This is a genomic window from Pedobacter sp. UYP1 (genome assembly GCF_040547305.1).
Lineage (GTDB): Bacteria > Bacteroidota > Bacteroidia > Sphingobacteriales > Sphingobacteriaceae > Pedobacter.
Map to the genome: position 1 here is coordinate 434,077 of NZ_JBEPPL010000003.1, position 26,479 is coordinate 460,555.

Sequence of the window (26,479 nt, forward strand, 5' to 3'; positions counted from 1 at the left end):
CGTTGGGTAGATAATCAATTTTTTATAATTTAAATTTTATTCCTCCATTAATGATTAATCCGTCCACGGGAGCATAAATATCTCTAAAAACCGGGTCAGTTACAGAACCCGTATAAATCGTATCAAACTTAGTTTGACGTGTATCTGTCAGGTTTTCAAAATTAATAAAGATGGAAAATCTTTCCCAGAGTTTTTCAGCCATCAACCCGGCTGTCCAATAGCTTTTACCTGTTGTCCCGTCATTTAGCCTTTGTTTACTAAAATAATAAGCTTCTGCTCCAATTTTCCATTTTTCTTCCACTTCGTACATCAGGACATTGTTTAAACGATGTTTGGAAACCAGCGGATAGACTGTCGTATGATCACCTGTATGCTGGTTAACGTCAGCCAGTGTATAACCTATAAATAGTTTAAAGTCGCTATAAGAAATTTTAACATTGGTCTCCATCCCCTTCGTATCCAGATTTCCGTTTGGCTGTATATAAGCTAAATCACCACCTGCATTGGGGGTAAGCAAAATAGGATTATTAATCCTCGTATAAAAAAATAGCTGATTGATACTAAACCCTATCTGGCCATCAAATAATATTGTCCGGTAATTGATATCATAGTTGGCCCCGTAAGAACGCTCGGCTTTCGTATGATTCACATCAATTGGCAACACATTTCTAAATTGAATACGTTCAGCATCTTCTGTGAATACAGTAGGAGCTTTATAACCTAATCCACCACCTAAACGTGTTGACAAGTGCTCATTGATCTTCCATAATCCAGAGATCCTTGGTAAAAAGAAGAAACCATATTCATTATGGTAATCACTCCGGATACCAGATTCCACTATAAATTTGTCTGTTAGATTCCAGGTATTTTGAACAAAGCCTCCGATAGTGGTATACTGGTAACTTCTCAATGCAGCACTCGTGTTTTTATCCTCTTTAAAGTGATCCGAGAGGAAATTAATCCCCCCTACCCAATCTGCCTTTTTTCCTTTACGGGAATAATTCACTTCACTATAGGTAGAAAGCTGTACACCGGAAAAAAGATAATCCGGTAAACCAATACTTCTGTCATAATAACCCACAGAATTACGGAATACCAATTTTTCCCGATCATTTAATTGATGATCCAATTCAAACTGAGTGCTATAACGCTGCGTCTTATTTTCTTCAAAATAGCTGTGCTGAGCATTACCATTGCCTTTGATATATTCCAGGTCGCCACCAATACGTTTTTCGACAGTAGTATTCAGCCCGGCAGCAATTGTGGTACCCGCATTTAAATAGACAAAGAGCTTAGGATTCAACGTAAAGCGGTTAAATTTTGGTATTGCTGTTAAGCCGGTATGAGAAGGATCATAAGCGCTCCCATGATTATAAGCGGCATAAATAGTCGCACCTGCTTTTTTGAACTTTTGCGCATAAAAACCACTGGCATCAAGTCCCATAGCCGATGTACCATTTAAAAGAAAGTTAAGCTGACGTTCATCTGCTGGCTTTTTAGAGACCAGATTTACAAGCCCCGCAATAGCTCCACCGCCATATAAAGTAGAAGATGAACCTTTGATAACTTCGACTTGCTGTAAATCCAGAGGTGCAATTTGCAACAACCCTAATCCACCAGAAAACCCGGCATACAGCGGAAAACCATCCCGGATGATTTGAGTATATTTTCCATCAAGCCCCTGGATACGGATACTTGCATTCCCACTTGTAGCAGAAGTTTGCTGTGCCTGAATCCCTGTACTCTCGGCAAGCAGCATACGAATATCACCAGGTTTCATATTTCCTTTTTCGTCCAGCTCCTCTCCTGCAATAACTTCTATTCTTGTAGGAATATTTGCGATAGTTCTGCCACTTCTGGTTGCAGAAACCACTACTTCATCTAATTCTTCGTCTTTCTCAGCAGACTCCAATGCAATTTGCATAGGCATAACTTGTACCAATGGAAATAATAGTGTATCAGTTCTGTTTTTAAAACCGACATAACTAAACTGGACTAACTGTTTACCCGGCGGAATATTAGTTAAAATGATAATCCCATCATTTCCAGATAAAAGACTAATACCTGTACCCTCAATTTTCACCGTAACCCTAGGGATGACCTGATTAGTTTTCGCGTCCTTAAGGATTGCTTTAAATATATATTGAGCATAAGCTGATCCTGTAAAAAACAGTACAGCTATAAGCACAGCTAATTTTTTCATAATGTGTTTAATAATTAAGTAATTCCAATAAAATCAGCCCTATAATAGCTGCAATAAAGTATTAACTTAATTGAGGCGGTTGCCAGATAACAGCATGAATTTGAGGGAGCTCGACAGTCACATATACACTATCATGTTTAACAGCTCTTAAATAGATAACAAATGTGGGTGCTAAAGAACTGCTTATCGTAAATCCAACGCAAGTACCACAAACATAAAATGGAGAACAATCCTTGCAGCAATCTTCATTTTTCTCAGTATGCTGTGCTGTTTTCACAGAAATCTGCGCTGTACAGTCCTCCTTCTCCACTGCGCAACAAGGCACAACAGTTAGTGTCAGTACAATTAAGGATAAAAGCAGCGTCAGGAACTTCACCTTGTAAAAGTATTGAATTTGTTGTATTTAAATACAAGTGGCTTGCTTTAATTATTTAATTTTGATTTAATCAACAACCAATAATACTATGCCATGGATATTCTTAAATCGTTATCAATTTTTGTACTTGCAGGGCTTTGCGAAATCGGTGGTGGCTATTTGATCTGGCAATGGCTGAAGGAAGAGAAACCCTTTTGGTACGGTATTGTTGGCGCTTTAATATTAGCTGCATATGGCATAATAGCCACCTGGCAAACTGCCAGTTTTGGTAGAGTTTACGCTACTTATGGTGGAGTTTTCATTGTACTTGCGTTACTGTGGGCATGGAAAGCAGATGGGTTTAAACCAGACAAATGGGATATTATTGGTGCCTCGATTGCACTCATTGGTGCTTGTATCATCATCTATATGCCAAGAACTGTCAATTAATATTAGAAAACAGGATGACTCAAAATCATAAATATTTACTCTTTTAATGCTTTAATCAACATTGTTTTATTTTCCACTCCAGCCTTAAGAAAAATATTCTGAACATGTTTGGCAACCGTTCTTTCAGATATAAATAGCTTTTCGGCAATGTCCTTATACTTTATGCCTTCAGCGATTAATTTAGAAATCTCTATTTCCCTGGCCGTCAGACTATAAAAAATACATTTCTCAATGAAGCTGGCGACAACATCCTTTCTTGCAGCAGCATTAATATTTTCAATTTCACGCCTCATCTCTGCTAATCTATCCTGCTCAGATTTTGATTGTCTTACGAACTGCCGCATAAGGATCATATTAACCACCAAGAACCCAATATTGCATCCAAATGTAATTATCCACTTATCAATTCCCAGCCAGGCACCAAAGATGGGCGTTAAACTAACCGGAAATACCGCAAAGAAAATGCATAGCCTTTCCACTAGCAGTATCCTGTCTTTATTAAAATTGTATTTTTTATATATTCCCTTTATAGCCGTAGAAAACAAGACTATAGCATAGAGTACAGGAATAATGTAGACATACTTTCTGGTAAACAAAATATCATTGTTTATCGGATACAAAATCCCATAAAAGACAATCAATGGGATGATAACAAAAAGGAAGCCATATCTTCCATGAAACGTCAGAGCCTTTAGCCCCATGGTCTTGTAAAAATAAACAGGACAATAAGAACAAAAAACATAACCGAAGCCATAACCCAGGAAATTTTGCCATTTTTCAGGTACAAAAGTTAGTCTTTGATCAGGGAAGAATCCTTCGGAAATATTATAGAGTATCAAAAAAAGAACAAGGTATAAATGATAAAGCCGTTTCTGTTCATGCTTTCTTGTCAGATAACCTATCCACTGCTGGAACAATAAGGCGACTTCTAAAATGATTATAAAAAATATAATCAAGGGCATATTCGTATTAAATAATGTCATCCCTGTTTAGCTTACCTCAATGAAAAGAAGATAATAAAAAGCAGAACGAGAATGTATTCTGTTTACGCGGTATTTATCTTGTTTACTAATAGAATTGAAACTTCTGTTTTCATTAAAAGATTTTGTAAGTATATCAATGACTATAGTCTTATCTTTTGATCCTGCTTTTAACACTTTATTAATTTTCCTTTGTACGTTAATAATTTAGAACGGTTTCACCATATCAACATCAAAAGACGCCATGAATTACAAAAATGTTGCTTACGAATATACATATATTATGCTATTGCGTGTCCAAACACATAAGTCAATGCTATAATTATTTATTTAGTTACTATCAATATATATACACAAAGATTAGCAACCGTAATTATAATAACAGTTAATTACGCAAACGTTTGCACAGCTTAATAATTATATTTTCTTATTGAATTAATTAAATTGAGCATTATACCATATCTCTGATCACATGAAAACATATTATTTAAGTGTTCTGATTACTTTAGCTTCTTTCATTACGCTGCATGCTCAACAAAAACACCCGAATGTAATTGTAATTTATGCAGATGATCTTGGCTATGGAGACGTCAGCTGTTATGGTGCCAAAAGAATCAAAACACCTCATATAGATCAACTGGCTAAACAGGGAATCAAATTCACTAATGCCCACGCCACCAGTGCAACCTGTACTCCATCCCGCTTTTCTATATTGACCGGAGTTTATGCCTGGCGTAAAAAGGGAACCGGTATCGCTCCAGGTAATGCAGCTTTATTAATTGATACTGCGCAGCTCACGATGGCAAAAATATTTAAACAAACCGGTTATACTACTGCTGCTATTGGCAAATGGCATCTTGGTTTGGGTGGTAAAGGAGGCCCGGACTGGAACGGTGACATCAAACCAGGCCCGCAAGAGCTTGGTTTTGATAAAACTTATATCATACCCGCAACATTAGATAGAGTTCCATGTGTGATTGTAGCGGACCACCGTGTTGAAAACCTGGATCCAAAAGATCCGATTACTGTAGATTATTACAAAAAAACAGGTGAATGGCCTGCTGGAAAAGAAAACCCTGAATTATTGACCATGAAATCATCAAATGGACATGATAACACGCTCATTAATGGCATTGGCCGTATCGGCTATATGACCGGAGGAAAAGCTGCAATCTGGGACGATTATACATTAACTGAGAAGCTGACAGCCAAAGCAGAAAGCTTTATCACCGCAAATAAAGCCAAGCCCTTTTTCCTCTATTTCGCTTCACCGAATATCCATGTTCCAAGAACCCCGAATAAAATGTTTGCTGGTAAAAGCGGAATGGGCCCGCGCGGAGATGTTATTCTGGAATTCGACTGGAGTGTTGGCCGTTTGATGAAAACATTAGATAGCCTGGGGATCGCCAATAATACCATGATCGTATTGAGCAGCGATAACGGCCCTGTTATTGACGACGGATATCAGGATGAAGCAGCAGCATTAATCGGGACACATAAACCTGCAGGCCCGCTAAGAGGGGGCAAATACAGTGCATTTGATGGCGGTACCCGTGTTCCGTTTATCGTAAGCTGGCCTTCAGTGGTAAAAAGTGGTAAAAGTGATGCACTGATCAGCCAGGTAGATTTAGTTAGCTCTTTTGCAAGTCTGCTGAATCAAAAAACCGGCACAATACAAGCTTATGATAGTTTTGATATGATCAACCAGCTTTTAGGAAAATCCAGCACCAACCGTCCATATTTGATAGAAGATGCCGATGGACTCGGAATAATTGTAGCCAACTGGAAGTATATAGCGCCAAACAATGCTGCAGCCTATGATTATTCTACCAAAACAGAACTCGGTAACACTAAAGAACCCCAATTGTATAACTTATCATCAGATCTGGAAGAAAGCAAAAACCTGGCATCCCAATACCCGGATAAGGTTAAAGAGTTATCAAAAAAACTGCAGCAAGTAAAAGATGAGCATGGTTATCATTTATAATCAGTTCAGTTTGAAACGGTGTTACTTATCCTCAGGGTGCGCCTGTCCACGATGACAAGTAATACAATTTACAGCAAGAACCGCTTTAGTATTATAAACGTCTTTCATATGAAAATACTTCTTATTGATGCGGTAGGTCATTTTCATCATGGATCTGGCAATTTCCTTTTCCGGTTTTGCATCACTTGCAAAATCCAGATGTTTAGGATCGTCTTTGCTGGCTGCATGGCAAAAATTACATTTGACCCCCAATGCTGCCTTAAATCCATCCATCACTTTATCCAGCTCTTCATTACTGATATCCTTAGGAAGAACTTTAAGATTAGCAGCTTTTTTTTCTTCCTTGGGCATAAACCCGCTTAACATAACAACAGTGCCTACTAATACAGACAGGGTAGCGATTGCTTTATATCTCATGGCATTTGAATTACTTATACCTAAGATAAAAAACATTTCGACTTTACATTAGATGTATCCAACTCTTTACCTCTATTTAGAAAGATTCAAGCCTCTTTATGCACTGAATAAAGAGGCTTGAATTTACAGTTTAAGATCTTAATTTAAAGATGGGTCTTCTCTTCTTTAAAACCGGGCTCTTCCAATTGCAGCGTCGTATGAGAGATTTTAAAATTCTCAGTGATATGCTGCTGAAGCGCTGATAAAACCTGTTTACTTTCAGCGCCTTCTTTTAAAACCACATGAGCAGTCATGGCATTTACACCGGATGTTAAAACCCATACATGTAAATCGTGCAGCTCTTCCACTCCTTTCACCCGAAGAATGGAATTTCGCAATTCGTCCATATTCAAATCCTTAGGTGTTCCTTCTAATAAAATACCTATGGACTCTCTAAGCAAAATCCAGGTTCTTGGTAAAATAAAAAGACCAATACCAGCAGACAACAATGGATCAGCATAATACCAACCTGTAGTCAACATAATGATCCCTGCAGCAATCACTCCAATAGAAGTCAGCATATCAGAAAGTACTTCAAAATAAGCACCTTTCATATTCAAACTTTCACCAGAACTTTTTCTTAAGATCAACATCCCTGCTACGTTAACTACTAAACCTACCACAGCCACAGCAATCATCTCTTTACTCTCTACTTTTGGAGGATCAAGAAAACGCAGATAAGCTTCATAAAGTATATAAATTGATATACCGATTAAAACGACCGCATTTGCCAATGCGGCTAATATTTCAGCTCTGTAATACCCATAGGTACGTTCAGCTGTCGCTTTACGTTCTGCATAATTTATCGCAATCAGCGCTAATGCCAAACCACCTACATCAGTCAGCATATGCCCGGCATCAGCAAGCAAAGCCAGACTTTTGGTCATAATGCCACCAATAACTTCTACAATAAGATATAAAAGTGTAAAGCCCAGTACAATTTTTAAACGGCCCTTATTTTTACTGGCCTGCGAAATAGTTCCTTCACGTTCCATACTCCTTATTTAGATATACAATTCACTTTATAACTACTCTTCTTCACTATTTTTCATCTTTGATATCAAATCATATGCTCCTTTAGTCACCACTTTAGCACTGGTCAGATCGAAGCTTTCAGGAAGTTCAACTTCAACATACCCGGCATCTGCCGATCCAACAGTGACCTCCAAAAGCCGAAAATGGTAGTTAATCTCAGCATTTTCTCCTTTACGCTGACCGGTCTCGATAAAGATGTACTTCTTTCCTGCAAAATCAGCTATAGCAGACTCTGGTAAAGCATTCACCTCTTCAGTTCCGGTTTCAATCAATGCATTTAAATAAGCTCCTGGTATCAAGTTCCTGCTTTGCGTATTCGCTATACAGTGAACGGTAACTGTCTTATCATCATTAATTTCCCGACCCACCAACGTCACTGTGGCTACGCGCTCTTCAGCCTCATTTTGTAATGAAAAACGCACTTTCTGTCCTTTCTTAATTAAATCTACGTCTTTTTGGAATACCTTCAGTTCCACATGTAAATTTGCACTGTTTACAATTTCAAACATCACATCATTCGGACTCACAAACTTGCCTGAGTTTACATTTACCTTGGTCACATAGCCATTTATAGGTGCATAAATATTAATTGTGCTTCGGATATTAGCAGGTGTTAAAGTAGCTGAATTGATATTGATCAGCATTAACCGTTGCCTTAAAGCACTTTCTCTGGATAACATCGTTTGATACTGAGATCTGGCTTGCTGCAGCACCTTTTGCGCATTTATATTTTGCCTTGCCAACTCCTGCTGTCTTTTATATTCAGAATCGGCCAATTCAAGCTGACTTTTATTTTCCAGATAATCCTGCTGTAACTGAACATACTCCTGATTCTGAAGCACAGCAATAACCTGTCCCTTACTTACTGTTGAACCTTGCAACAAAGGAGTAGATTTCACAATCCCACCCATTTGTGTAGTGATACTAATCAGATTTTCAGGTGGGACATCTATCGTCCCATTCACCTTCAAGACTCCGCTGATTGATTTTTTCTCCACCTTCCCCAAGGTAACACCACTGGTTCTGTATTGCGCAGCACTCAATTCCACTGTATTTGCTTCTTCTTTAGCCGGAGCTTCAGTTGCAGCGGCCATACTATCTTCTGCCACTTTTTTATTCCCGCAGGAAGCAAGGACAACCGTAGCCAAAGAAAGTATATAAATAGCCTGTTTGAATTCAATTCTTGTTTTCATTCGTATATCGTTTTTTAAATTATTTGAGGTCAATCAGATACTGAAGTGTATAAACCGATTGATTGTATTGGTTAACTGCTTGCAAATAGCTAAACCGGATATCAGAATAAGTCCGTAAAGCCTGTGAAAATTCGAGATAGCCAATATCACCACTTTGAAAAGCAATTTGTGATTGCTTCAGAATCAGATTGACATTTGGCAAGGCATTTTTCTCATAATAATCAACACTGTGTGAATTTTTCAGCAAATCCTGTTCGGCCTGTTTATATTGAGTTTGCAGATTGGTTTGAAATAAGCTAAACTCAGTCTGGGCTATCTGTTTCTCTATTTTGGCAGCTTTAATCCTCCCTGCAAATGGCTTATAAAATATCGGGATGGAAATACCTGCCTGTACCCCTTGAAAACGCTTACCAGCACTAAAAAGCTGATCTTGCCCATTTACTGTTTGACTGCCAATAATCGACTGATTAAAATAACCTACTGTAAAATCAGGGCCTGCCTTCGCACGCTCTACCCTTAAAGATTTATCCGCAATTTCTACCTGTTGCTGTTGTAAAGCCAACAAAGAAGTATTAGCCAGACTATCAGGAACAATCAAATTCCAACTCTCTTTCTTTAAATAATCACCACTTACTTCTATCACCTCCTTTGTATTCAGCAGCCGTTGTAATTCAGCACTATAAATTGATATATCGGCCATATTCTTTTCCGACTGATTACGCACTTCATTTAATTGAGTTTCGGCCGTGGTACGTTCCAGCATATTTGTTTCTCCGGTCTGATAGCGCAGAGAAGATGCTTTCAGAAAATTACTGAAGATAGAATCCTGGCTCTTATATAACTTTTGAAGTGCTTTAAAATAACTCAATTGCGCATAAGTACTCTTTACCTGGCGGATCAGTTCGTTTTGTGTCACCGAAAGATTCAGCTCGCTGCTGCGGACCTGCGCATCATATAAATTACGCTGGTTTTTAATCAATCCCGGAAATGGGATATTCTGCTGTACTGATATGTTATTGTCTCTTTTGATACTATTGAACTGTCCGTACTGCAAATTCAGATTGGTCTTCCCTAAATCAAATGCGGTACCTTGAATTGCCTGCTGTTTGCTGATTTGCAATTGAGAAGACTTAACCGCTTGATTATTAGTCAATGCAATTTCTACAGCCTGCTGCACAGTAACAACCCTGCTGTTTACCGGGCTTTGTGCCACCGTTTTCGACGGAATGAAAAATAAACCCATCAACAAAACAACCGTTGCAGCAGTAATTTCCTTTTTGCTCTTTTTGAAGTTTTCGAAATATGTATATAACACGGGTAAAACGAGTAAAGTTAAAATAGTAGACGTTAATAAGCCTCCGATCACGACAGTTGCCAGTGGCTTTTGTACTTCGGCACCTGCAGCAGTAGAAAGTGCCATTGGAAGAAAACCCAGTGAGGCAACCGTTGCGGTCATCAAAACAGGCCTTAATCTCAGTGCCGTACCCTTCAACACAATCTCCCTGAGATCGCTGATCCCACTAGCTTTCAACCTGTTAAACTCAGTGATCAATACAATCCCATTTAACACAGCCACACCAAATAAAGCAATAAAGCCTACCCCGGCAGAGATACTGAATGGCATGCCCCGCAATAACAGCGCGAATATCCCACCTATAGCAGCCATAGGAATAGCAGAAAAAATCAAGACTGATTGTTTCACTGATCCAAAAGAGAAGTACAACAATAATAAAATAAGCGACAATGCTACAGGAACAGCAATTGATAACCGTTGTTTCGCTGCCTTAAGGTTCTCAAATTGACCACCATAAGTGATATAATATCCCGGAGGTAATTTTATTTTTTCACCAATCTTCTGCTCAATCTCCTCAACAACTGTAGCAATGTCCTGACCACGAACATTTAACCCAACAATGATTCTGCGTTTCGTATCCTCCCGCTGAATCTGATTTGGCCCAATCTTAAACTCAACTGAAGCCAGCTGAATCAAAGGAACCTTAGTTCCGTTAGGTGCTGAAATATAGATGTTCTTCACATCGTCTATCCCCTGCCTGTTTTGCTCAGATAAGCGTACCACCATGTCATATCTTCTTTCCCCCTCATAAACCAATCCTGCCGACTGTCCCGCAAAAGACGAATTAATAGCTTGGTTAACAGTTTCAATATCTATTCCGTAACGTGCCAGCTGATCCCTGTTAATTTTCACCACAATCTGCGGAAGGCCCGTAGCCTGTTCCAGGTACAAATCTTTTGCCCCTTTAACAGTGTTCACAATTTTCCCTATTTTTTGAGAGATATCCGTCAATGTTTCCAGATCATCCCCAAATATTTTAATCCCGATATCCTGCCTCACACCAGAAATCAGCTCATTAGATCTTAACTGAATGGGTTGTGAGAAACCGAAAGTAACCCCGGTTACTTTATCGAGCGATGCGGCCATTTTATCAGCTAATTCCTCTCTGGATTTTGTAGTGACCCAATCCTTTTTATCCTTCAGTATAATCGTTAAATCAGTAGCTTCCATTGGCATAGGATCCGTAGGAATTTCAGCCGAACCGACTTTACCAACCACTTCTATCACCTCAGGAAACTCATTTAACAAGATTTTGGAAGCCTGATTAACCTTATCAATCGTCTGGCTCAATGAACTTCCTGTCAATAAGCGTGTTTCTACAGCAAAGTCACCTTCTTCCAAAGTAGGAATAAACTCCCCTCCCATCCTGGTAAATAAGAAAATACTGATTACCAGTAAAACAACTGATAAAACAACGACTGTTACACGTTTACGCAAAGCACCCGTAATTAACGGCGTATAATACTTCTGAAAGAAGTCCATCATCCGGTCAGAAAAATTCTTTTTAACGACTGGCTTTTTACTCAGCAGCAAGGATGACATCATTGGTACATAAGTCAATGACAATAAAAATGCGCCCAGAATAGCAAAGGAAACGGTCTGAGCCATTGGGCCAAACATTTTACCCTCAATCCCTACAAGCGCAAGAATCGGCAGGTATACAATCAGAATAATAATCTGTCCAAAAGCAGCTGCACTCATCATCCGGGTAGCGGACTGCTCTACTTGCTGATCCATTTCGTCCTGCGTCATTTTTCGGGTCAGCTTACTCGCCCCTAAAAGGTGCATTGTGGCCTCTACAATAATCACAGCCCCATCCACAATCAAACCAAAGTCAATAGCTCCCAAACTCATCAGATTACCAGAAACCCCGAATACATTCATCAGGGAAATAGCAAAAAGCATGGCCAATGGAATTACGGATGCTACAACAATACCCGCTCTGAAATTCCCCAGGAATAACACGAGTACAAAGATGACGATTAACGCTCCCTCAATCAGATTCTTCGCAACTGTACCAATTGCCCGGTCTACCAAAGCACTTCTGTCTAAAAACGCTTCCACAACAATCCCATTTGGAAGAGTTTTATTAATCCTTGCAATCTTTTCTTTGACCTGTTTTACTACATTATTGGCATTAGAGCCTTTCAGCATCATTACGATTCCGCCAACAGCCTCACCATGGCTTTTTGCCGTCGTCCTGGTTAAAGCACCATAACGTATCGCATTGCCAAGCTGTACATTTGCGATATCGCGGATTAAAACAGGAAGGCCCGTACTGGTATTCCTTACTACAATCTTATTAATATCTTCAATATTCCCAACTAATCCCTCACTCCGGATAAAATAGGCATTGGGCTTTTTATCAATATACGCTCCCCCTGTATTTTGATTATTTCTTTCCAGTGCTTTAAATACATCACTGATACTTAAATTATAACTATTCAGTTTATTTGGATCCAGAGCGATCTCATATTGCTTAAGTAACCCACCAAAACTGTTTACTTCGGCAATTCCCGGTGTTCCTAAAAGCTGGCGCCTGACAATCCAATCCTGAATACTTCGTAATTCCCTGGCATCATAAGTCTTTTCAAAACCAGGCTTTGCATGAATTACATATTGATAAATCTCTCCTAAACCAGTAGAAATAGGCGAAATTTCCGGATTCCCGATTCCCTGAGGAATATTATTCTTCGCTTCGGAAAGCTTTTCGTTGACTTGTTGTCTTGCCCAGTAGATATCTACATCATCATGAAAAACAATGGTCACTACAGACAAGCCAAAGCGGGAAATAGAACGCACCTGTTCGATTTCAGGAATGGTAGACATTGTTTGTTCGACTGGAAAAGTGATTAGCCGTTCTACTTCTTCAGAAGCAAGAGAAGGACTTAAAGTGATCACCTGTACCTGATTATTTGTAATATCCGGCACGGCGTCAATAGGCAATTGTTTCAGTGAATATACCCCCCACGCAATCAGCGCCAGGGTAAACAGACCAATCACCAACTTATTGTGAATAGAAAATTTTATGATCTTACTTAGCATATCTTATTTATAATGAGATATCAAAGAATAATTCCCGAACGGAACAACCTATCCTTTGATAAAAGCATTGATGGAATTATTAAATAATAATAATAATGACCTATAGCATGCACAAAGCACGTATAGAAAAATGAAGATGGTTAAGAAATCAATTGTGGGGGTTGCCAGATCGGAAGATCGACAGCAATAAACTTTCCGGTTAAATGAGCAGCAAACCCAGGTAAATGGTCAGCAAACGGAGTAGAAATTACTAGAACATCTTTAATTACAGACGCCGTAGAACAGCAGGCACAGTTACAGAAAGGACTGCAGTTATCATTATTTCTTTCTGAATGATGTGCTTTTTCAATATTGACACTACCATTCAAACCGGCTACAGCATCTCCGCATGGCACTAAATTAAGAGCCAGCACTAATACAATCCCTATGAATGATAATAATCTCATATAACTTAAGACGAAGGTAATAAAGAAATCAGCTAATCAACTAATTTAATCAAACTATGCAATCCTATTGCAGCCCGTACAACCCGATTAAATAAGTATATTTATAAAATACATAGCACTATATGCTGACTTCTGAAACACCAAAACCACGTAAAAAGAAATTCTGGAAGTTCTTAACGGTATTAGGCCCCGGTTTAACCACTGGCGCGGCAGACGATGACCCCTCAGGAATTGCGACCTATTCTCAAACGGGTGCACAATTTGGTTACGGACAATTATGGACAGCACTTTATATGCTTCCCTTTATGATTGCTGTACAAGAAGCCTGCGCCAGAATAGGAATGGTCAAAGGAAAAGGTATTGCGGCCGTAGTCAAAGAACATTACAGCCGTCCGGTACTTTATGCAGTCGTAAGCCTGGTTGTAGTGGCCAATACGATAAATATAGGTGCAGATATTGGTGCAATGGCCTCCGCAGCACAATTATTAATACCCGTACACTTTGTTGTACTCACCTTACTTTTTACCATTATTATTCTGGTACTGGAGATTTTCACCAATTATAAAGCCTATTCCAAAATACTTAAATGGCTTGCAATCTCCCTGCTTGCTTACCCTATTACAGCATTTATCATCGATCAGCCGTGGCCAACGGTTTTAAGGGCGACTATTATCCCCCACTTTGAACTTAACTTCGCTTTTGTATTTATTATTACAGGTGTTCTTGGCACAACCATTTCACCTTATATGTTCTTTTGGCAAGCCTCCCAAGAAGTAGAAGAAGAAACTGGCAGACATCCTATCAAAAACGGCAGGCTCATTAGCTGGCAACGGATTAGAAACATGCGTATTGATAACCTGACAGGTATGATCATCTCTGAATTTACAACCTGGTGTATTTTATTAGTAGGTGCGACCGTACTGCACGGAAGTGGTGTTAAGGATATTAATACCGCAGCAGATGCCGCCAGGGCTTTAGAACCTTTAGTCCATTCATTTCCAAATTCCGGATTTCTGGCCAAGCTGATTTTTTCGGTCGGTATTATTGGTTTAGGCCTGCTTGCTGTTCCCGTTCTTTCCGGATCAGCGGCTTATGCAGTAGCTGATGCTTTTGATTGGAAAGCTAGTTTAAATCTCAAACTAAAAGGTGCACATGGTTTTTATGGGGTAATTATAATTTCTACCCTAATAGGTTTGGCCATCAATTTTGTAGGTATCGATCCGGTTAAAGCATTAGTTTATGCAGCTGTATTAAATGGTGTAGCAGCTGTACCTTTGTTATTTCTGATTGGCAGAATAGCTATGAGTAAAGAAATTATGGGTGATTACAAAAGCGGCCTGTTATCTAATATTTTAGTATGGATTACCTTTATTGCCATGGGAGCAGCCGCAGTTGCTATGTTTTATACTATTTAAGTATATTTATCCTGTTGACTTAGTGCTAAACTCTATATGAACCGAATTAAAGCCTTTCTTTTTAGTATTGCAATTCTATGCGCATACACTGCTCAGGCACAAGATACCCAGGATACTGTAAAAAAAGATCAGCAGAATATTAATGAAGCTTTATTACTTAAGGATCAGCAACAACAAAAGATTGACTCCCTTGTCAAAATTCAATTAAAGAATGAACTTCAATCTGTAGCTGGTAACAGTAAAAAGACCTTAGAACTTGAAAATAAACTCAGGCAGATTGCAGTCAGTGATTCCCTGAGGAAAATCCATCAGCTGGAGAAAATACAAGTCCTGAAGAAGAATGCAAAAGGATATCCGGTGATCCTGAATACAGATACGTTATTCTATATTTATGTCAGAACAGGATCTTTTAACGCACAGGAACGAGCTGATGCAATTTCAAAAAAAGTAGAAAAGCTCTATGAAGACCCATTTTACAAAGCAGATTCACTCGCCATCAGCCCGAATGAAGACAGTTATGATTTAGCTTATAAAAACAATGATATCCTGATGTCAGTTGGAAATCTTGATGGTTTATGGTTTGCTAAAACCAATGCACAATTAGCAAAAGAATATCTGCAGCGGATCAAGCAAAGTATTGAAGCCGAAAGAAAAGCAAACAGCCTGGTTAACTGGCTGAAAAGAATCGGACTTGTCCTGCTGATTATTGTCCTGTTAACAGTCATCATATCAGTGATTAATTTCCTGTTTAAACGCACAGCTACATTTCTTTCTTCTAAAAAAGAGAATTATCTCCGTATTTTAAAGATCAGGAATATCAAAATCTTCACGCCCGAACATTTCGAAAATGCCCTGCTGAAAATAAACAACATTCTTCGTATCGTCGTTATTATTCTGATCATTTACCTTTCTCTGCCTTTGTTGTTCAGTATCTTTCCCGAAACTGAAGCCTGGACAGGCACCTTGCTTGGCTGGATTTTAAGTCCAATGAAGGCCGCATTAAATGCAGTAGCACATTATCTTCCCAACCTATTTACCGTTATTGTGATCTGTTTGATTTTCAAATACGTGATCCGCGGAATCAAGTACTTCTTTTATGAAATAAAACTCGGTGAAATTCAGGTTCGTGGTTTCCATTCAGACTGGGCAATACCGACCTTCAATATCCTGAAATTTGTGCTTTACGCATTTATGCTCATCCTTATTTTCCCTTACTTACCTGGTTCAGGGTCTCCAGCATTCCAGGGCGTATCCGTATTTTTGGGCATTCTGATTTCACTGGGTTCTTCCAGTGCAATTACCAATATTGTAGCAGGGCTGGTGATCACTTACATGCGCCCTTTCAGAATTGGTGACCGTGTTAAAATCGGAGATGTTGTAGGAGACGTACTGGAAAAAACAATGTTGGTAACCCGGATCAAGACTATTAAAAATGAAGATATTACCGTCCCCAACTCCATGGTCCTTTCCAGCAGTACCATCAACTATTCTAGCCATACGAAAAAAGAAAGTCAGGGATTGATTGTACACCAGACACTAACATTGGGTTATGACATTCCTTACCATGATATTTATGAGATGTTAACCAGAGCCGCATTGCAAACTGAATATATACTGGAAGATCCAAAACCTTTTGTACTCCAAACCAGCCTTGATGACTTTTATATATCCTATCAGATCAATGCCTATACCAGAGAAGCAAACAAGCAAGCGACCATTTACAGTAAACTGTTTGAAAATATTCAGAATGAATTTAATGCTGCTGGCGTAGAGATCATGTCACCGCATTACCAGGCCATGAGAGACGGGAGTCCTGCAGCTATGCCACCTTCAGCTCAGCGGGGGGATCAATAAATCGATTTTATAATTAAGGCCATCCTACTCATGTCAGATGGCCTTCAAGAAAAACTTAAGCCTTTGGCCAGTCGTTCGTATGTTCTGCATTTCCAAGCTTTAACTTGCGTGCAGACAATACAAAACTTAAAGTCATAGGTGTTTTATCATTGACAGCTATTCCTTCATTATATTGAATGATATAACCATCTTCAAATGATAATTCTTTCATCTTTGCATCCTCTTCGCCCTTTTTAAAAACGATAGTTCCAGACAAAGCTTTATATTGGTTATTCACCATTGATTCAATGATCGATGTATCCTCTGTTGATTCGATTTCAACATGAATAGTCCCCCCATACACACCTGACGAAGGACGGCCCTTAGCGTCTACATCTCTATTTAATGAAAAACTGCATTGCAGCACATCGAACTCTTTTGATCCAAGAGTTAATCTGGTTTTAAAAGCCATGATAATATTTTATTGTAAAAATTTGTTAATTGATTAACGCAATAAAATTGAGAAATCTGTATAAATATCGCAATTAGGATAGTATATACAAAATGAGCTCAGAATTTTAAAGGTTAATTAAGCTTTAGGCCAGTCATTTGTATGCTCTGCGTTGCCTAGCTTTAATTTACGGGCAGAAATCTGGAATTTCATTGTCATCGGACTATCTCCGGTAATTCTGATTCCTTCCGCATACTTCACAATGTATCCATCTTCAAAATGAACCTCCTTCATTTTTGCATCCTCATCAGCTTTTTTGATCAGTAATACCCCGGCCAGCGGTTTATACTGATTGTTGACCATTGCTTCTACAATAGAGGTATCTTCAGTTGATTCGATTTCTACATCGATCGTACCACCGTATACACCAGAAGAAGGTCTTCCTTTTGCATCTACATCACGGTTTAGGGAATAAGCACAATGAAGTACATCGTACTCCTTGCCCGAAAAGGTTAATCTTGCTTTGAAAGCCATAACTTTAATTTTTGGGTGAAATTTTTAGTATTTACTATACAAAACCTAACAAAAAGTTTGCCGTTATTGCGAAAAGCCCCATAAGCACCACCAGAACGCATTCCACCAGTTAATTATTGATTAATCAAAAAAATACGTTCACAGATTGGGACAAAAAAAAAGTCTGCCAGCAACCTAAGCTGCGGCAGACTTTCCCTCAATTATATTTTAATTAAGCTTTAGGCCAGTCGTTTGTATGCTCGGCGTTACCGATTTTCAACTTACGTGCTGAAATTACAAAACCTAAAGTCATTGGTGTATTGTCGTTAACGGCAATTCCCTCATTGTACTGAATGATATAACCATCTTCGAATGACAGTTCTTTCATCTTTGCATCTTCTTCGCCTTTTTTGAACACGATGGTTCCTGAAAGAGGCTTGTACTGGTTGTTCACCATTGATTCGATCACCGAAGTATCTTCAGTTGACTCTACTTCAAGATGGATAGTTCCACCATAAACTCCTGATGATGGACGGCCTTTTGCATCTACATCTCTGTTTAATGAATAGCTGCACTGCAACACATCGTACTCTTTAGAACCTAAGTTCAATCTGGTTTTAAACGCCATGATAATTTTTTTTAAATGTTAAACGGTCAATTACAATTAAGCCTTAGGCCAGTCATTAGTGTGCTCTGCATTACCCAGTTTTAATTTACGGGCAGAGATCTGGAATTTCAAGGTCATTGGATTATCTCCAGTGATGTTGATTCCTTCTGAATACTTAACAATGTATCCATCTTCAAAATGAACCTCCTTCATCTTTGCATCCTCATCAGATTTTTTGATGAGCAAAGTGCCGGTTAAAGGTTTGTACTGATTGTTTACCATTGCTTCAACAACTGAAGTATCTTCGGTAGATTCGAGTTCAATATCGATTGTTCCACCATACACTCCGGAAGAAGGTCTTCCTTTTGCATCCACATCACGGTTTAGAGAATAGGCACAATGAAGTACATCGTACTCCTTGCCCGAAAAGTTTAATCTTGCTTTGAAAGCCATAACTTTTTGTTTTAGGGTTATTATTTATAATTACTAAGACAATAGCAAATAGTTTGCCAAATCACCTTATTACCAACAAGATAATAAATAATTTTAAATAAAACTTCAAAAAGCGCTTTAAGACTAAATAATCTTCGATCCGAAGGCCTCAAGCTTCCTTAACCACTTCTTACTGTAGTCATTATCCAAAGAATACAACTGCCCGATTGTGTTGGTTAAGACCGGATGAAACCGGCAATTTTCGAAAACGTTTCTTTTAATAGACAAGTAAGTAATTTTCTTGTCTTGTTTCCAGTACTCAAAGGTTTCCTGGTCAAGAATAGAAACTATTCTTGCAGACTTGCCGCTAAAATTATTGTTGACTTTCTGCTGAGCAGGATGAAAAACCTGGTCAGGCAAAAACAACCGGTCAAAAAACCCTGTAATACGGGTGGGAATAGATGATAAATACACAGGACAGAACAAAACCACATGATTTGCCCATAAAATCAGGTCCAGCGCACGTTTCAAATCGGGCTCCAGTTCAGTTACCCGGTTATTAAATTGTTTATTGGAATTAAAGATCAGGTCAACAATTGCAATCTCTTTAATATGTGCACCAGCTTCTTTAGCGCCCTTAACATATGCCTGGATCAAATAACTTGTAGCAGCAGTTTTTTCAGGATCACCATTTATGATCAATAGTTGTTTCATTTATTTGCGGGCCTATGTAAGAATCAATTGCTAAAATATGAAGAAATTGTTAAGCCAGGAAATGTGAACCGATATATAAAAAAATATCCGGCCCAGATTGCTTGAATCTGTCCGGATATTCTTAAAATAAATATTTTGCTACCAGCAGCAGCTGGTCAATAAATATATTTTATTGCTGCGCATACTCTGAACTCCAGGTTGTCTCTTCATCCTCCCCTTTTTGTCCATCAAGCTTCACGACGAAACTTTTTGCCGGGAAATAAGGAGTGATATGGATATCCAGGTGAATTTTATCTTTCTGTAATTCATCGCGCTCAAAACGCATGATTTTGAAACGCTCAATTAAGCGCTCAGGACCTTGAATACCATCCAGGAACTTCACAATCTGTCCACGCAGATCTTGTTCAGTTTTAGAAGTCCAATTTTCAAAAGCCCTTCTGTTTAAGAAATCAAAAAGCACTTTAGTTACATAATCAAACACACGCACTACAGAATAAGTCTGTAAACCGATGTTATCACCATTGAACAATGTTTTCGCAGAAAAAGCCATCACTTTTCCATACTCATTCACCATTGGCACTAAACCAATACGCTCCAGATGAGAAATCTCACTCTTTTTAAGATCAAACTTAACCCCATCCACATCATTGATCGCACCATGCTTCTTACCAGCAGTTACCTGTGACATTAAAGTATAGTACATTTTTCCAGCTAATGCAGCTGAACCTGGAATAGTTAAATCATCTTCCTCACCAACCTCACTCACCTTGCCTCTGCCCACTAACCAGTTACAAGTCATGATTACATTTGATCTGAAAGCATCAGCACCAGTTAAATTTGCTGCCGTAAATAAATCAATCACATCATCAGGCTGATCCAGATCGGCAAAGTCAGTCACTAACATGGCTTTATTTTCATAAGCCACCTTACCCCACTTCTCTACTACTTTATTGGAGCCCAAATAACCAGGGATAACCATTAAAGAGTAATTCTCACGTAAATCAAGACGATCATATTTTTGTTTCAGCTCATCGCTCACATAATCCACGAACCTTGGATTGTCCAGGTCCTTAATCTGATCCATAGAAGCATTTAGCAAGACCACATTTTTCAATTTGTCTGCCTCTGTATTCTGATAAAACAAATTCACAGAACGGTAAGCCTGCTCCAGTTCCCTGGTACTTTCCAGCGCTGAAGCTATATTTTTATTCAGGTTTTCTTCCGCAGCCAATAACTTCTCTGTACTTTTTGTCGTCATAGAAGCCACAGAATCAGAGTCTTCCAAAACATCAATCCACAACTGGATTTTCTTCTTTAACTCTTCTCTTTCTTTTTTCTTTTCATCCCCTGTCAGGAAAATCTGTTTTCTTGCTTTTCTTTCAGGGTTTAAATTTTGTAAACCATCAACAGTTGCTTCCAGTAAATCGAAACCACCAACTCTTGCTAATTTATCTAAACTCTCCTGGAGAGACAGTTTCCCCTTTTCTTCCTTTTCTGCTGGCTTATAGCCCGCAGCCTGGGAGTTATCCTGTGTTATTTTTTGTTCTTCTGGAGTTGCCATAATATATTTTATAATCTACCTATGATACCTGATCTATTTATTCTCTTCTAACTCAGCTACGAAATTCTTCAATGCACTGATAAATGCATGTTTAGTTTCCGCATCGTCCAGCGTAGATTTCAATGTCTTATTTGACTTCAACTGTTTAATCACATTTAAAGACATCTCACGCTCAATATTAATATTATTCAGGTGTGTACTTTGGTTAATGATACTTTTAACAGAAAAGTCTCCAAGGTTATTGAAATGAAGAGTTTCCGACACAGGCATACCATCCTGGCGCTCAAAACCCACGTTAACTTTAGGCTTATAATGATTAAAGACCTCCTGTACAGTTTTTAAACCCTCTACTTTTTCAGGCTTGATCGGTTCATTATCTGTTAATTTTTGTATAAAAAGTGTTTTATTATGGGCGATGTCTGCAAACGCTTCTGAAGTATCTACTTTTCTTTCGTTTCCGCCAATTTCATAGTTAAACATAGTATTGATATTTAAGGGTTTAAGATCTATTTACAATAAAAATATTGAATTTAATTTTATAAAACAGTAATAATTCTATAATTCGTTTTCTAATTCAGTAACAGGAGTTTGCTCAATAATCTCCCACTCCAGCTTTTCTTCCGTTTCATGCTTTTTGATCACAATCGTACTGCCTTTTTTCAAGGCACCAGAAATAATATATTTTGAGATCGGTCTTCTTAACTCATTCCGGATTACCCCGGATAATTGTCTCGCTCCATACTTAGGTGTAAAACCACTCAGTGCCAGCATTTTCGTTGCCTCTTCTTCAATCTCAAAAGCTATGCCTTGTTTGTTTAAAGCATCAATTAAACTTTTTAGCTGAATCTCGAAAATCCTGACTACGTTGCTCTCATTAATTGGTGCAAAAGGTACAATCTCAGACAAACGCGCTAAAAACTCCGGTCTGAACTGACGGGCCATAATCTCCATTAACTGCTGTGACGTTGGGATGATTCCCTGTCCTACCTGCTCAGAAATCCACTCACTTCCAATATTAGAAGTAAATAAAATCAGTGAATTGGAAAAATCTCCTTCTTTACCTAGCCTGTCATGCATATGACCTTCATCCAAAATCTGCAGGAAAGTATCAAATACCGAAGGATGTGCTTTTTCAATTTCATCAAATAACAACACAGAATAAGGCTGCTCTCTGATCTTGTTCACCAGCATACCACCTTCTTCATACCCCACGTATCCCGGAGGCGCGCCATACAGCAAAGCTGCAGAATGCTCTTCCTTAAACTCGGACATATCAAAACGGATCATCGCCTTTTCATCATTGAACAAGAATTCAGCAATAGACTTGGCCAGTTCCGTTTTACCAGTTCCCGTAGGCCCCAGTAAAAAGAATGAGCCAATAGGCTGCCCTTTTTTGTTCAACCCACTTCTTGATTCCAGAATCGCATCAGAAACGGCCTTTAAGGCCTGATCCTGCCCAACAACTCTTCTTTTCAGGAATTGCTCCATGTTCAGCAATTTTTCTTTTTCCTGCGCCTGGATTTTTCCCAGTGGAATACCTGTTTTATAAGAAACAATAGAAGCAATATCCTGTTTGGTCACTTCGTCTGATTTACGTTCAGTCAATACTTTCAGCGCATCCAGATTTTTAGCAATATACTGATGATACTCATCGGCCGTTTCAAAAGCCTCTACTTGTGTTTCATCGGTCAGCTGTCCCAACAATACCGGGCTTACTTTATCCTGCAACTGGTTATACAGCCATTTGTAGTCAGTCAACTCAGTTACTTCGTCAATATCTGACAATTCTAACTCAGCCAATGTCTGGGTTAACTCTTCCAACACCTTCTCCGAAGTATCATTCATCATTTTCATGGCCGCCATAGAACGGTCCAGCAAATCGAAAGCAGAATCCGGGAGCCTGCGGTCTTTCATATAACGTTTCGCTAACCGCACACACTCAGGAATCGCATCCGGCTGAACTTTCAGCTGATGATGCTCCTCATATTTAACCGTCAGTTTTTCCAGCATTTTAATCGCTGAAGCCTCATTAGGTTCATTCACCTGCAAAACCTCAAACCTTCTGCTGAAAGCCTGTTCCGGCTCTATAATTTTTCTATACTCATCAATGGTTGTCGCACCAATTACCGTAATCTCACCTCTGGCCAGTTCAGGCTTCAGTAAATTACCAACTCCACCACCTATAGGCCCTTTATTATCTAATAAAGTATGAATTTCATCAATGAATAATACAGCCTTATCAAATTGTTTAATCTCCTTTAAGATATTCTTCAGCCGGTCCTCAATTTCCCCTTTATAAGAAGCCCCAGCAATTAAAGAACCCAGATCCAGTTCAAAAAGCTGCACCCCTTTCAATAACTCAGGAACATTATCCGCAATAATATCCTGTGCGAAACCATCTACCAAAGCTGTTTTACCAACACCGGCATCACCAGTAATAATCACATTTGGCTTAGTTCTGCGGCAAAGAATTTCCATAATCATTCTTGCTTCTTTATCGCGGCCAATAATCGGATCCGTTTTACCATCACGGGCCAGTGCGATCCGGTCAATACAATACTTATGCAAAGCAGTCGTGCCAACACCGCCCTGCGCTCCTTTTCCACTTCCGGAAGCTGGTGCCACAACAGCCTGTAACTCTTCATCCTTTAAATAAAGATCCAGCAATTCCTTTTCCTTGATCGGAAAGGACTTTAACTGATCTGGCTTAAACCCTACTGTAGGCTTACACAAAGCAGTAAGTACACAAACAGGAGTAATTAAATCCAATCCAAGCTTGATCCTTACCAGGTCGGCTTCCTCAAAAACCTTTGCAATTTCAGGACTGCCTTTTACTTCCTCCTGCGAAGAAGAAGTCTTTTCCAACTCTTCAATTCTTACCTCAGCCCATTCACTGATATATTCCTCATCTTTCCCAATAGAAGATAAAAAACCTCTCAATCCAACTTCCTTATGCATTAACCCTTTTAAAAGGTGAGCAGCAGTAAATTCAGGATTACGGTATTCTTTAGCAAGGGATTGCGCAACCCTGATTGCTAGTTTTACTGATTCACTAATGTTTGTAAGACTCATAATATCTGATACTAAGGTGTTTCTTTCACTGCACTTTCATTGGCAGCGGCCTGCACAAAATTCTTCTCCGTGATATAGTAGTAAGTTTTTCCATTGGAAATAAATTGCTGACCAATCTGCGTTCCTCTTTTAATCTGCTCATTTGAGTTGATCAGGAATTTAATATAAGACTCAAAATCTGCCTGTGGCATTTTGCTCTGACTTCTTAAATCGCCAACCGTATATTTATTCAACAGCTCATTTGTAACCGGCAAACCTGTTACCGTCTTCAAATATTTGGCTAAAGTCATTGGTTTAATATGTCCTCTTGAAATATCTACATCCAGGAAATTGCGCATAATATTAAAATAGTTTTTCTGCAACTTCTTTCTGAAAGAAGACTGATCAGGCTGAAGATTTTGTCCGATCATTAAAGAGAAAATATCACCAATCTGCTTATACTCCATCGTATTCAGGATCAATGCATATTGCATCAAATCTTTATTCTTCGATACAATATCTGAATGCACACCAGTAGTCATGTAATATTTAAAACCATTGTGCGGCATTTTATCTGCTACTTCCTCCCCAACAGGCGCACTCAGCTGAGCTTCCACGATCGGAGAAAGATTTTTACGTTCAATGCCGGTTAACCTGAATGCACTATCCAGAGAACTCACCTGGTTATTGATATCCATGTCAGTTTCTTTAATGAAGCGTCTCATGGCAATATTCATAGACTCATTTGAATTCACAGAGCCTTTAGTCGGGAAAACTACCCCACCCTGAATTAAGCTGTTTTTTGGATAATCAAGATAATAAGAAATTGAATCCAGCTGGCTCGTATTGTAAGCCTGCGTATTGTTCAACCCCTCACCCTTCACTAAAAATCTTTTCTTTTTCTCTGCCGAATAAACTGCTGATTCAGAAACCAGTTTCTTAGATTGTAATACGAAATTATTGAACAACTGATCATAATCACTGTACAACTGGATCGCTAATAACCTGGCGTCAGCACGCGCAAACTCTTCAGTCAGCTGCGTTAAACGGTAAGCAGAAGAAGTTTCATTTCCAGTACTACCAATCAGCACAATCAGGTTCGTTTCGTTTTTATGGTTTTTAAGCATATTTAAACCAGCTCTTACCCCATCAAAAACAGGTTCAGCAACAATTCTCCCATTGTATCTTTCGGTTCTCTTAGCCTCTGCAGAAAGGAAGCTCATTAATTTCCTGTAATCAGGAGAAATCGCAGGCGTGCTTAACGTTCCGGCAGCCTCATTTCTATAAACCACAGCACCGTAACTTACTTTATGCTTTTTACCATAATCATTGAAAATATTCTCAAAGGATTGAATCGTGTTCGTTAATCCTGAAAAATAACGCGTCATCGGGCTTCCGCCATCCACTACAAAAATCACATTGATCTGGTGAATATTTTTTCTTAACTCCAAATAAGTCAGGTAAGACAACGTTGCACCATTGATCGTAATCAGCTTATTATTTGATTTGTTGTAGACATCACTGGCTACCCCTAAAGTATAATTCCCTGCACCATCATCATTTACCACCGGAGAACTTCTCAGGATAATATCATTTGCAGATAAAAGCGGGTCCATATGTACACCCGTCAGCGCTAAAGCCACCGAATCACTCTGATCATAAGAATCAATCTGTTTTGGCGTGATATATAACCTGTCACCCCAGCTATGAACAGCATCCGAAGCTATCCATCCATAAATACTTTTAGCAGCACTGTCAGTAACCAGCTGATCTTCATTTCCAATCAGGTATTTTTTACCATCTTCAGATTTTTTAAAGATATAATTCAGCTCATGTAACCTCACCTTGCTCACTTTCTTTTTAAGCTCAGGAGAGCTGTAAACGAAAGCAGAATCTGTATTGTCATAATAGAATTTAGATTCCGTCATAGGTACTTTACCAGTCACAATAGCGATTGATTTTTCCGGGTAGCCTGATTTCTGATTAGAATAAGAACGCTGCCACAATAACATCTTTGACTTTGGGATCCAGCCATAGCTAATTGCGCTTTTCTTATCATTGATCTTTCTTCCCCTGATCATGCCAGCCTTATATTTAATCAATTTTAAATACCCGTTTTCATCTTTAGAAACATAAAAAGGCTCCATAAAGTTTAGCTTTTTCATGATCAGACTTCCGCCTGGTGCTGTAGTGGTATAGTTTTCATCTCTGTCTGAGAAAACAATCCACGGAAGTTTAGTTCTGCCACCATCTTCACTCAGGTTTGTTAAAGCGGATGGCTTGGCATAAGCCTTAGGCATGTATTTTACTTTTTTTCCAAAAGCTGCCGGCGATTGTGCCATGACAAAAGCAGTTTGGGCAATCAATATAGAGAGGGATATAATTCTTTTCATAGTGG

The 26,479-nt window shown here is 38.9% G+C and carries 21 protein-coding genes; 4 read left to right on the forward strand and 17 right to left on the reverse strand.

The features are described from left to right. Nucleotides 1-22 precede the first annotated feature (22 nt). Nucleotides 23-2,203, reverse strand: a complete 2,181-nt coding sequence (locus ABIB30_RS09740; RefSeq protein WP_354301488.1) for a TonB-dependent receptor — start codon at nucleotides 2,201-2,203, stop codon at nucleotides 23-25. A 61-nt stretch (nucleotides 2,204-2,264) separates the two neighbouring features. Then, a complete protein-coding gene (locus tag ABIB30_RS09745) occupies nucleotides 2,265-2,579 on the reverse strand; it encodes a DUF6660 family protein (RefSeq protein WP_354301490.1) in 315 nt (104 codons plus the stop codon). Between the two features lie 93 nt (nucleotides 2,580-2,672). On the opposite strand from ABIB30_RS09745, the gene ABIB30_RS09750 reads away from it, so the two are divergent. After that, the gene (locus ABIB30_RS09750) at nucleotides 2,673-3,008 is read left to right on the forward strand and encodes a YnfA family protein (RefSeq protein ID WP_354301492.1); all 336 of its coding nucleotides are present in this window, start codon (nucleotides 2,673-2,675) and stop codon (nucleotides 3,006-3,008) included. Between the two features lie 35 nt (nucleotides 3,009-3,043). On the opposite strand, the gene ABIB30_RS09755 is transcribed toward ABIB30_RS09750, so the two are convergent. Beyond that, on the reverse strand, nucleotides 3,044-3,991 hold the full coding sequence (locus tag ABIB30_RS09755) for a LuxR C-terminal-related transcriptional regulator (RefSeq protein ID WP_354301493.1): 948 nt from the start codon (nucleotides 3,989-3,991) through the stop codon (nucleotides 3,044-3,046). Between the two features lie 469 nt (nucleotides 3,992-4,460). Between ABIB30_RS09755 and ABIB30_RS09760 the strand changes: the two genes are divergently transcribed. Beyond that, nucleotides 4,461-5,975 carry a sulfatase family protein gene (locus ABIB30_RS09760; protein ID WP_354301495.1) on the forward strand — a complete coding sequence of 505 codons (1,515 nt, stop codon included), beginning with the start codon at nucleotides 4,461-4,463 and terminating at the stop codon, nucleotides 5,973-5,975. Between the two features lie 21 nt (nucleotides 5,976-5,996). Here ABIB30_RS09760 and ABIB30_RS09765 read toward each other — a convergent pair whose 3' ends face one another. The 5 genes from ABIB30_RS09765 to ABIB30_RS09785 form a co-directional block, all read right to left on the reverse strand. Then, nucleotides 5,997-6,392, reverse strand: coding sequence for a c-type cytochrome (locus tag ABIB30_RS09765; protein ID WP_354301498.1), 396 nt, complete (start codon nucleotides 6,390-6,392; stop codon nucleotides 5,997-5,999). Between the two features lie 143 nt (nucleotides 6,393-6,535). After that, on the reverse strand, nucleotides 6,536-7,426 hold the full coding sequence (locus ABIB30_RS09770) for a cation diffusion facilitator family transporter (protein ID WP_354301500.1): 891 nt from the start codon (nucleotides 7,424-7,426) through the stop codon (nucleotides 6,536-6,538). Nucleotides 7,427-7,459: 33 nt separating this feature from the next. Further along, the gene (locus tag ABIB30_RS09775) at nucleotides 7,460-8,659 is read right to left on the reverse strand and encodes an efflux RND transporter periplasmic adaptor subunit (RefSeq protein WP_354301502.1); all 1,200 of its coding nucleotides are present in this window, start codon (nucleotides 8,657-8,659) and stop codon (nucleotides 7,460-7,462) included. Nucleotides 8,660-8,678: 19 nt separating this feature from the next. After that, on the reverse strand, nucleotides 8,679-13,058 hold the full coding sequence (locus ABIB30_RS09780; RefSeq protein WP_354301504.1) for a CusA/CzcA family heavy metal efflux RND transporter: 4,380 nt from the start codon (nucleotides 13,056-13,058) through the stop codon (nucleotides 8,679-8,681). 140 nt (nucleotides 13,059-13,198) lie between these two features. Then, nucleotides 13,199-13,504 carry a DUF6660 family protein gene (locus ABIB30_RS09785; protein ID WP_354301506.1) on the reverse strand — a complete coding sequence of 102 codons (306 nt, stop codon included), beginning with the start codon at nucleotides 13,502-13,504 and terminating at the stop codon, nucleotides 13,199-13,201. Nucleotides 13,505-13,626: 122 nt separating this feature from the next. On the opposite strand from ABIB30_RS09785, the gene ABIB30_RS09790 reads away from it, so the two are divergent. Both ABIB30_RS09790 and ABIB30_RS09795 read left to right on the forward strand, forming a co-directional pair. Then, nucleotides 13,627-14,919 carry an NRAMP family divalent metal transporter gene (locus tag ABIB30_RS09790; protein WP_354301507.1) on the forward strand — a complete coding sequence of 431 codons (1,293 nt, stop codon included), beginning with the start codon at nucleotides 13,627-13,629 and terminating at the stop codon, nucleotides 14,917-14,919. 36 nt (nucleotides 14,920-14,955) lie between these two features. Further along, nucleotides 14,956-16,773, forward strand: a complete 1,818-nt coding sequence (locus ABIB30_RS09795; protein WP_354301509.1) for a DUF8459 domain-containing protein — start codon at nucleotides 14,956-14,958, stop codon at nucleotides 16,771-16,773. A gap of 55 nt (nucleotides 16,774-16,828) precedes the next feature. Here the strand turns inward: ABIB30_RS09795 and tssD (ABIB30_RS09800) are convergent, their stop codons facing one another. The 9 genes from tssD (ABIB30_RS09800) to tssR form a co-directional block, all read right to left on the reverse strand. Further along, nucleotides 16,829-17,224 (reverse strand): type VI secretion system tube protein TssD, encoded by a 396-nt coding sequence (gene tssD, locus ABIB30_RS09800; protein WP_068395965.1) that lies wholly within the window; start codon nucleotides 17,222-17,224, stop codon nucleotides 16,829-16,831. 117 nt (nucleotides 17,225-17,341) lie between these two features. After that, nucleotides 17,342-17,737, reverse strand: a complete 396-nt coding sequence (gene tssD / locus ABIB30_RS09805; protein WP_354301512.1) for a type VI secretion system tube protein TssD — start codon at nucleotides 17,735-17,737, stop codon at nucleotides 17,342-17,344. Between the two features lie 211 nt (nucleotides 17,738-17,948). Continuing rightward, nucleotides 17,949-18,344, reverse strand: a complete 396-nt coding sequence (tssD, locus tag ABIB30_RS09810; RefSeq protein WP_084359035.1) for a type VI secretion system tube protein TssD — start codon at nucleotides 18,342-18,344, stop codon at nucleotides 17,949-17,951. A 36-nt stretch (nucleotides 18,345-18,380) separates the two neighbouring features. Then, entirely contained in the window at nucleotides 18,381-18,776 is a 396-nt protein-coding gene (gene tssD, locus ABIB30_RS09815; RefSeq protein WP_183868191.1) for a type VI secretion system tube protein TssD, read from the reverse strand. Nucleotides 18,777-18,899: 123 nt separating this feature from the next. Then, nucleotides 18,900-19,469, reverse strand: coding sequence for an NAD(P)H-dependent oxidoreductase (locus tag ABIB30_RS09820; RefSeq protein ID WP_354301514.1), 570 nt, complete (start codon nucleotides 19,467-19,469; stop codon nucleotides 18,900-18,902). 169 nt (nucleotides 19,470-19,638) lie between these two features. After that, on the reverse strand, nucleotides 19,639-21,030 hold the full coding sequence (locus ABIB30_RS09825) for a DUF5458 family protein (RefSeq protein ID WP_111635346.1): 1,392 nt from the start codon (nucleotides 21,028-21,030) through the stop codon (nucleotides 19,639-19,641). A gap of 33 nt (nucleotides 21,031-21,063) precedes the next feature. Then, a complete protein-coding gene (locus tag ABIB30_RS09830) occupies nucleotides 21,064-21,510 on the reverse strand; it encodes a hypothetical protein (RefSeq protein ID WP_183868189.1) in 447 nt (148 codons plus the stop codon). Nucleotides 21,511-21,585: 75 nt separating this feature from the next. Further along, the gene (locus ABIB30_RS09835; protein ID WP_354301517.1) at nucleotides 21,586-24,102 is read right to left on the reverse strand and encodes an ATP-dependent Clp protease ATP-binding subunit; all 2,517 of its coding nucleotides are present in this window, start codon (nucleotides 24,100-24,102) and stop codon (nucleotides 21,586-21,588) included. 11 nt (nucleotides 24,103-24,113) lie between these two features. Beyond that, nucleotides 24,114-26,474: a type VI secretion system protein TssR domain-containing protein gene (gene tssR, locus ABIB30_RS09840; protein WP_354301519.1), complete on the reverse strand. Its 2,361-nt coding sequence runs from the start codon at nucleotides 26,472-26,474 to the stop codon at nucleotides 24,114-24,116. Nucleotides 26,475-26,479: the final 5 nt, after the last annotated feature.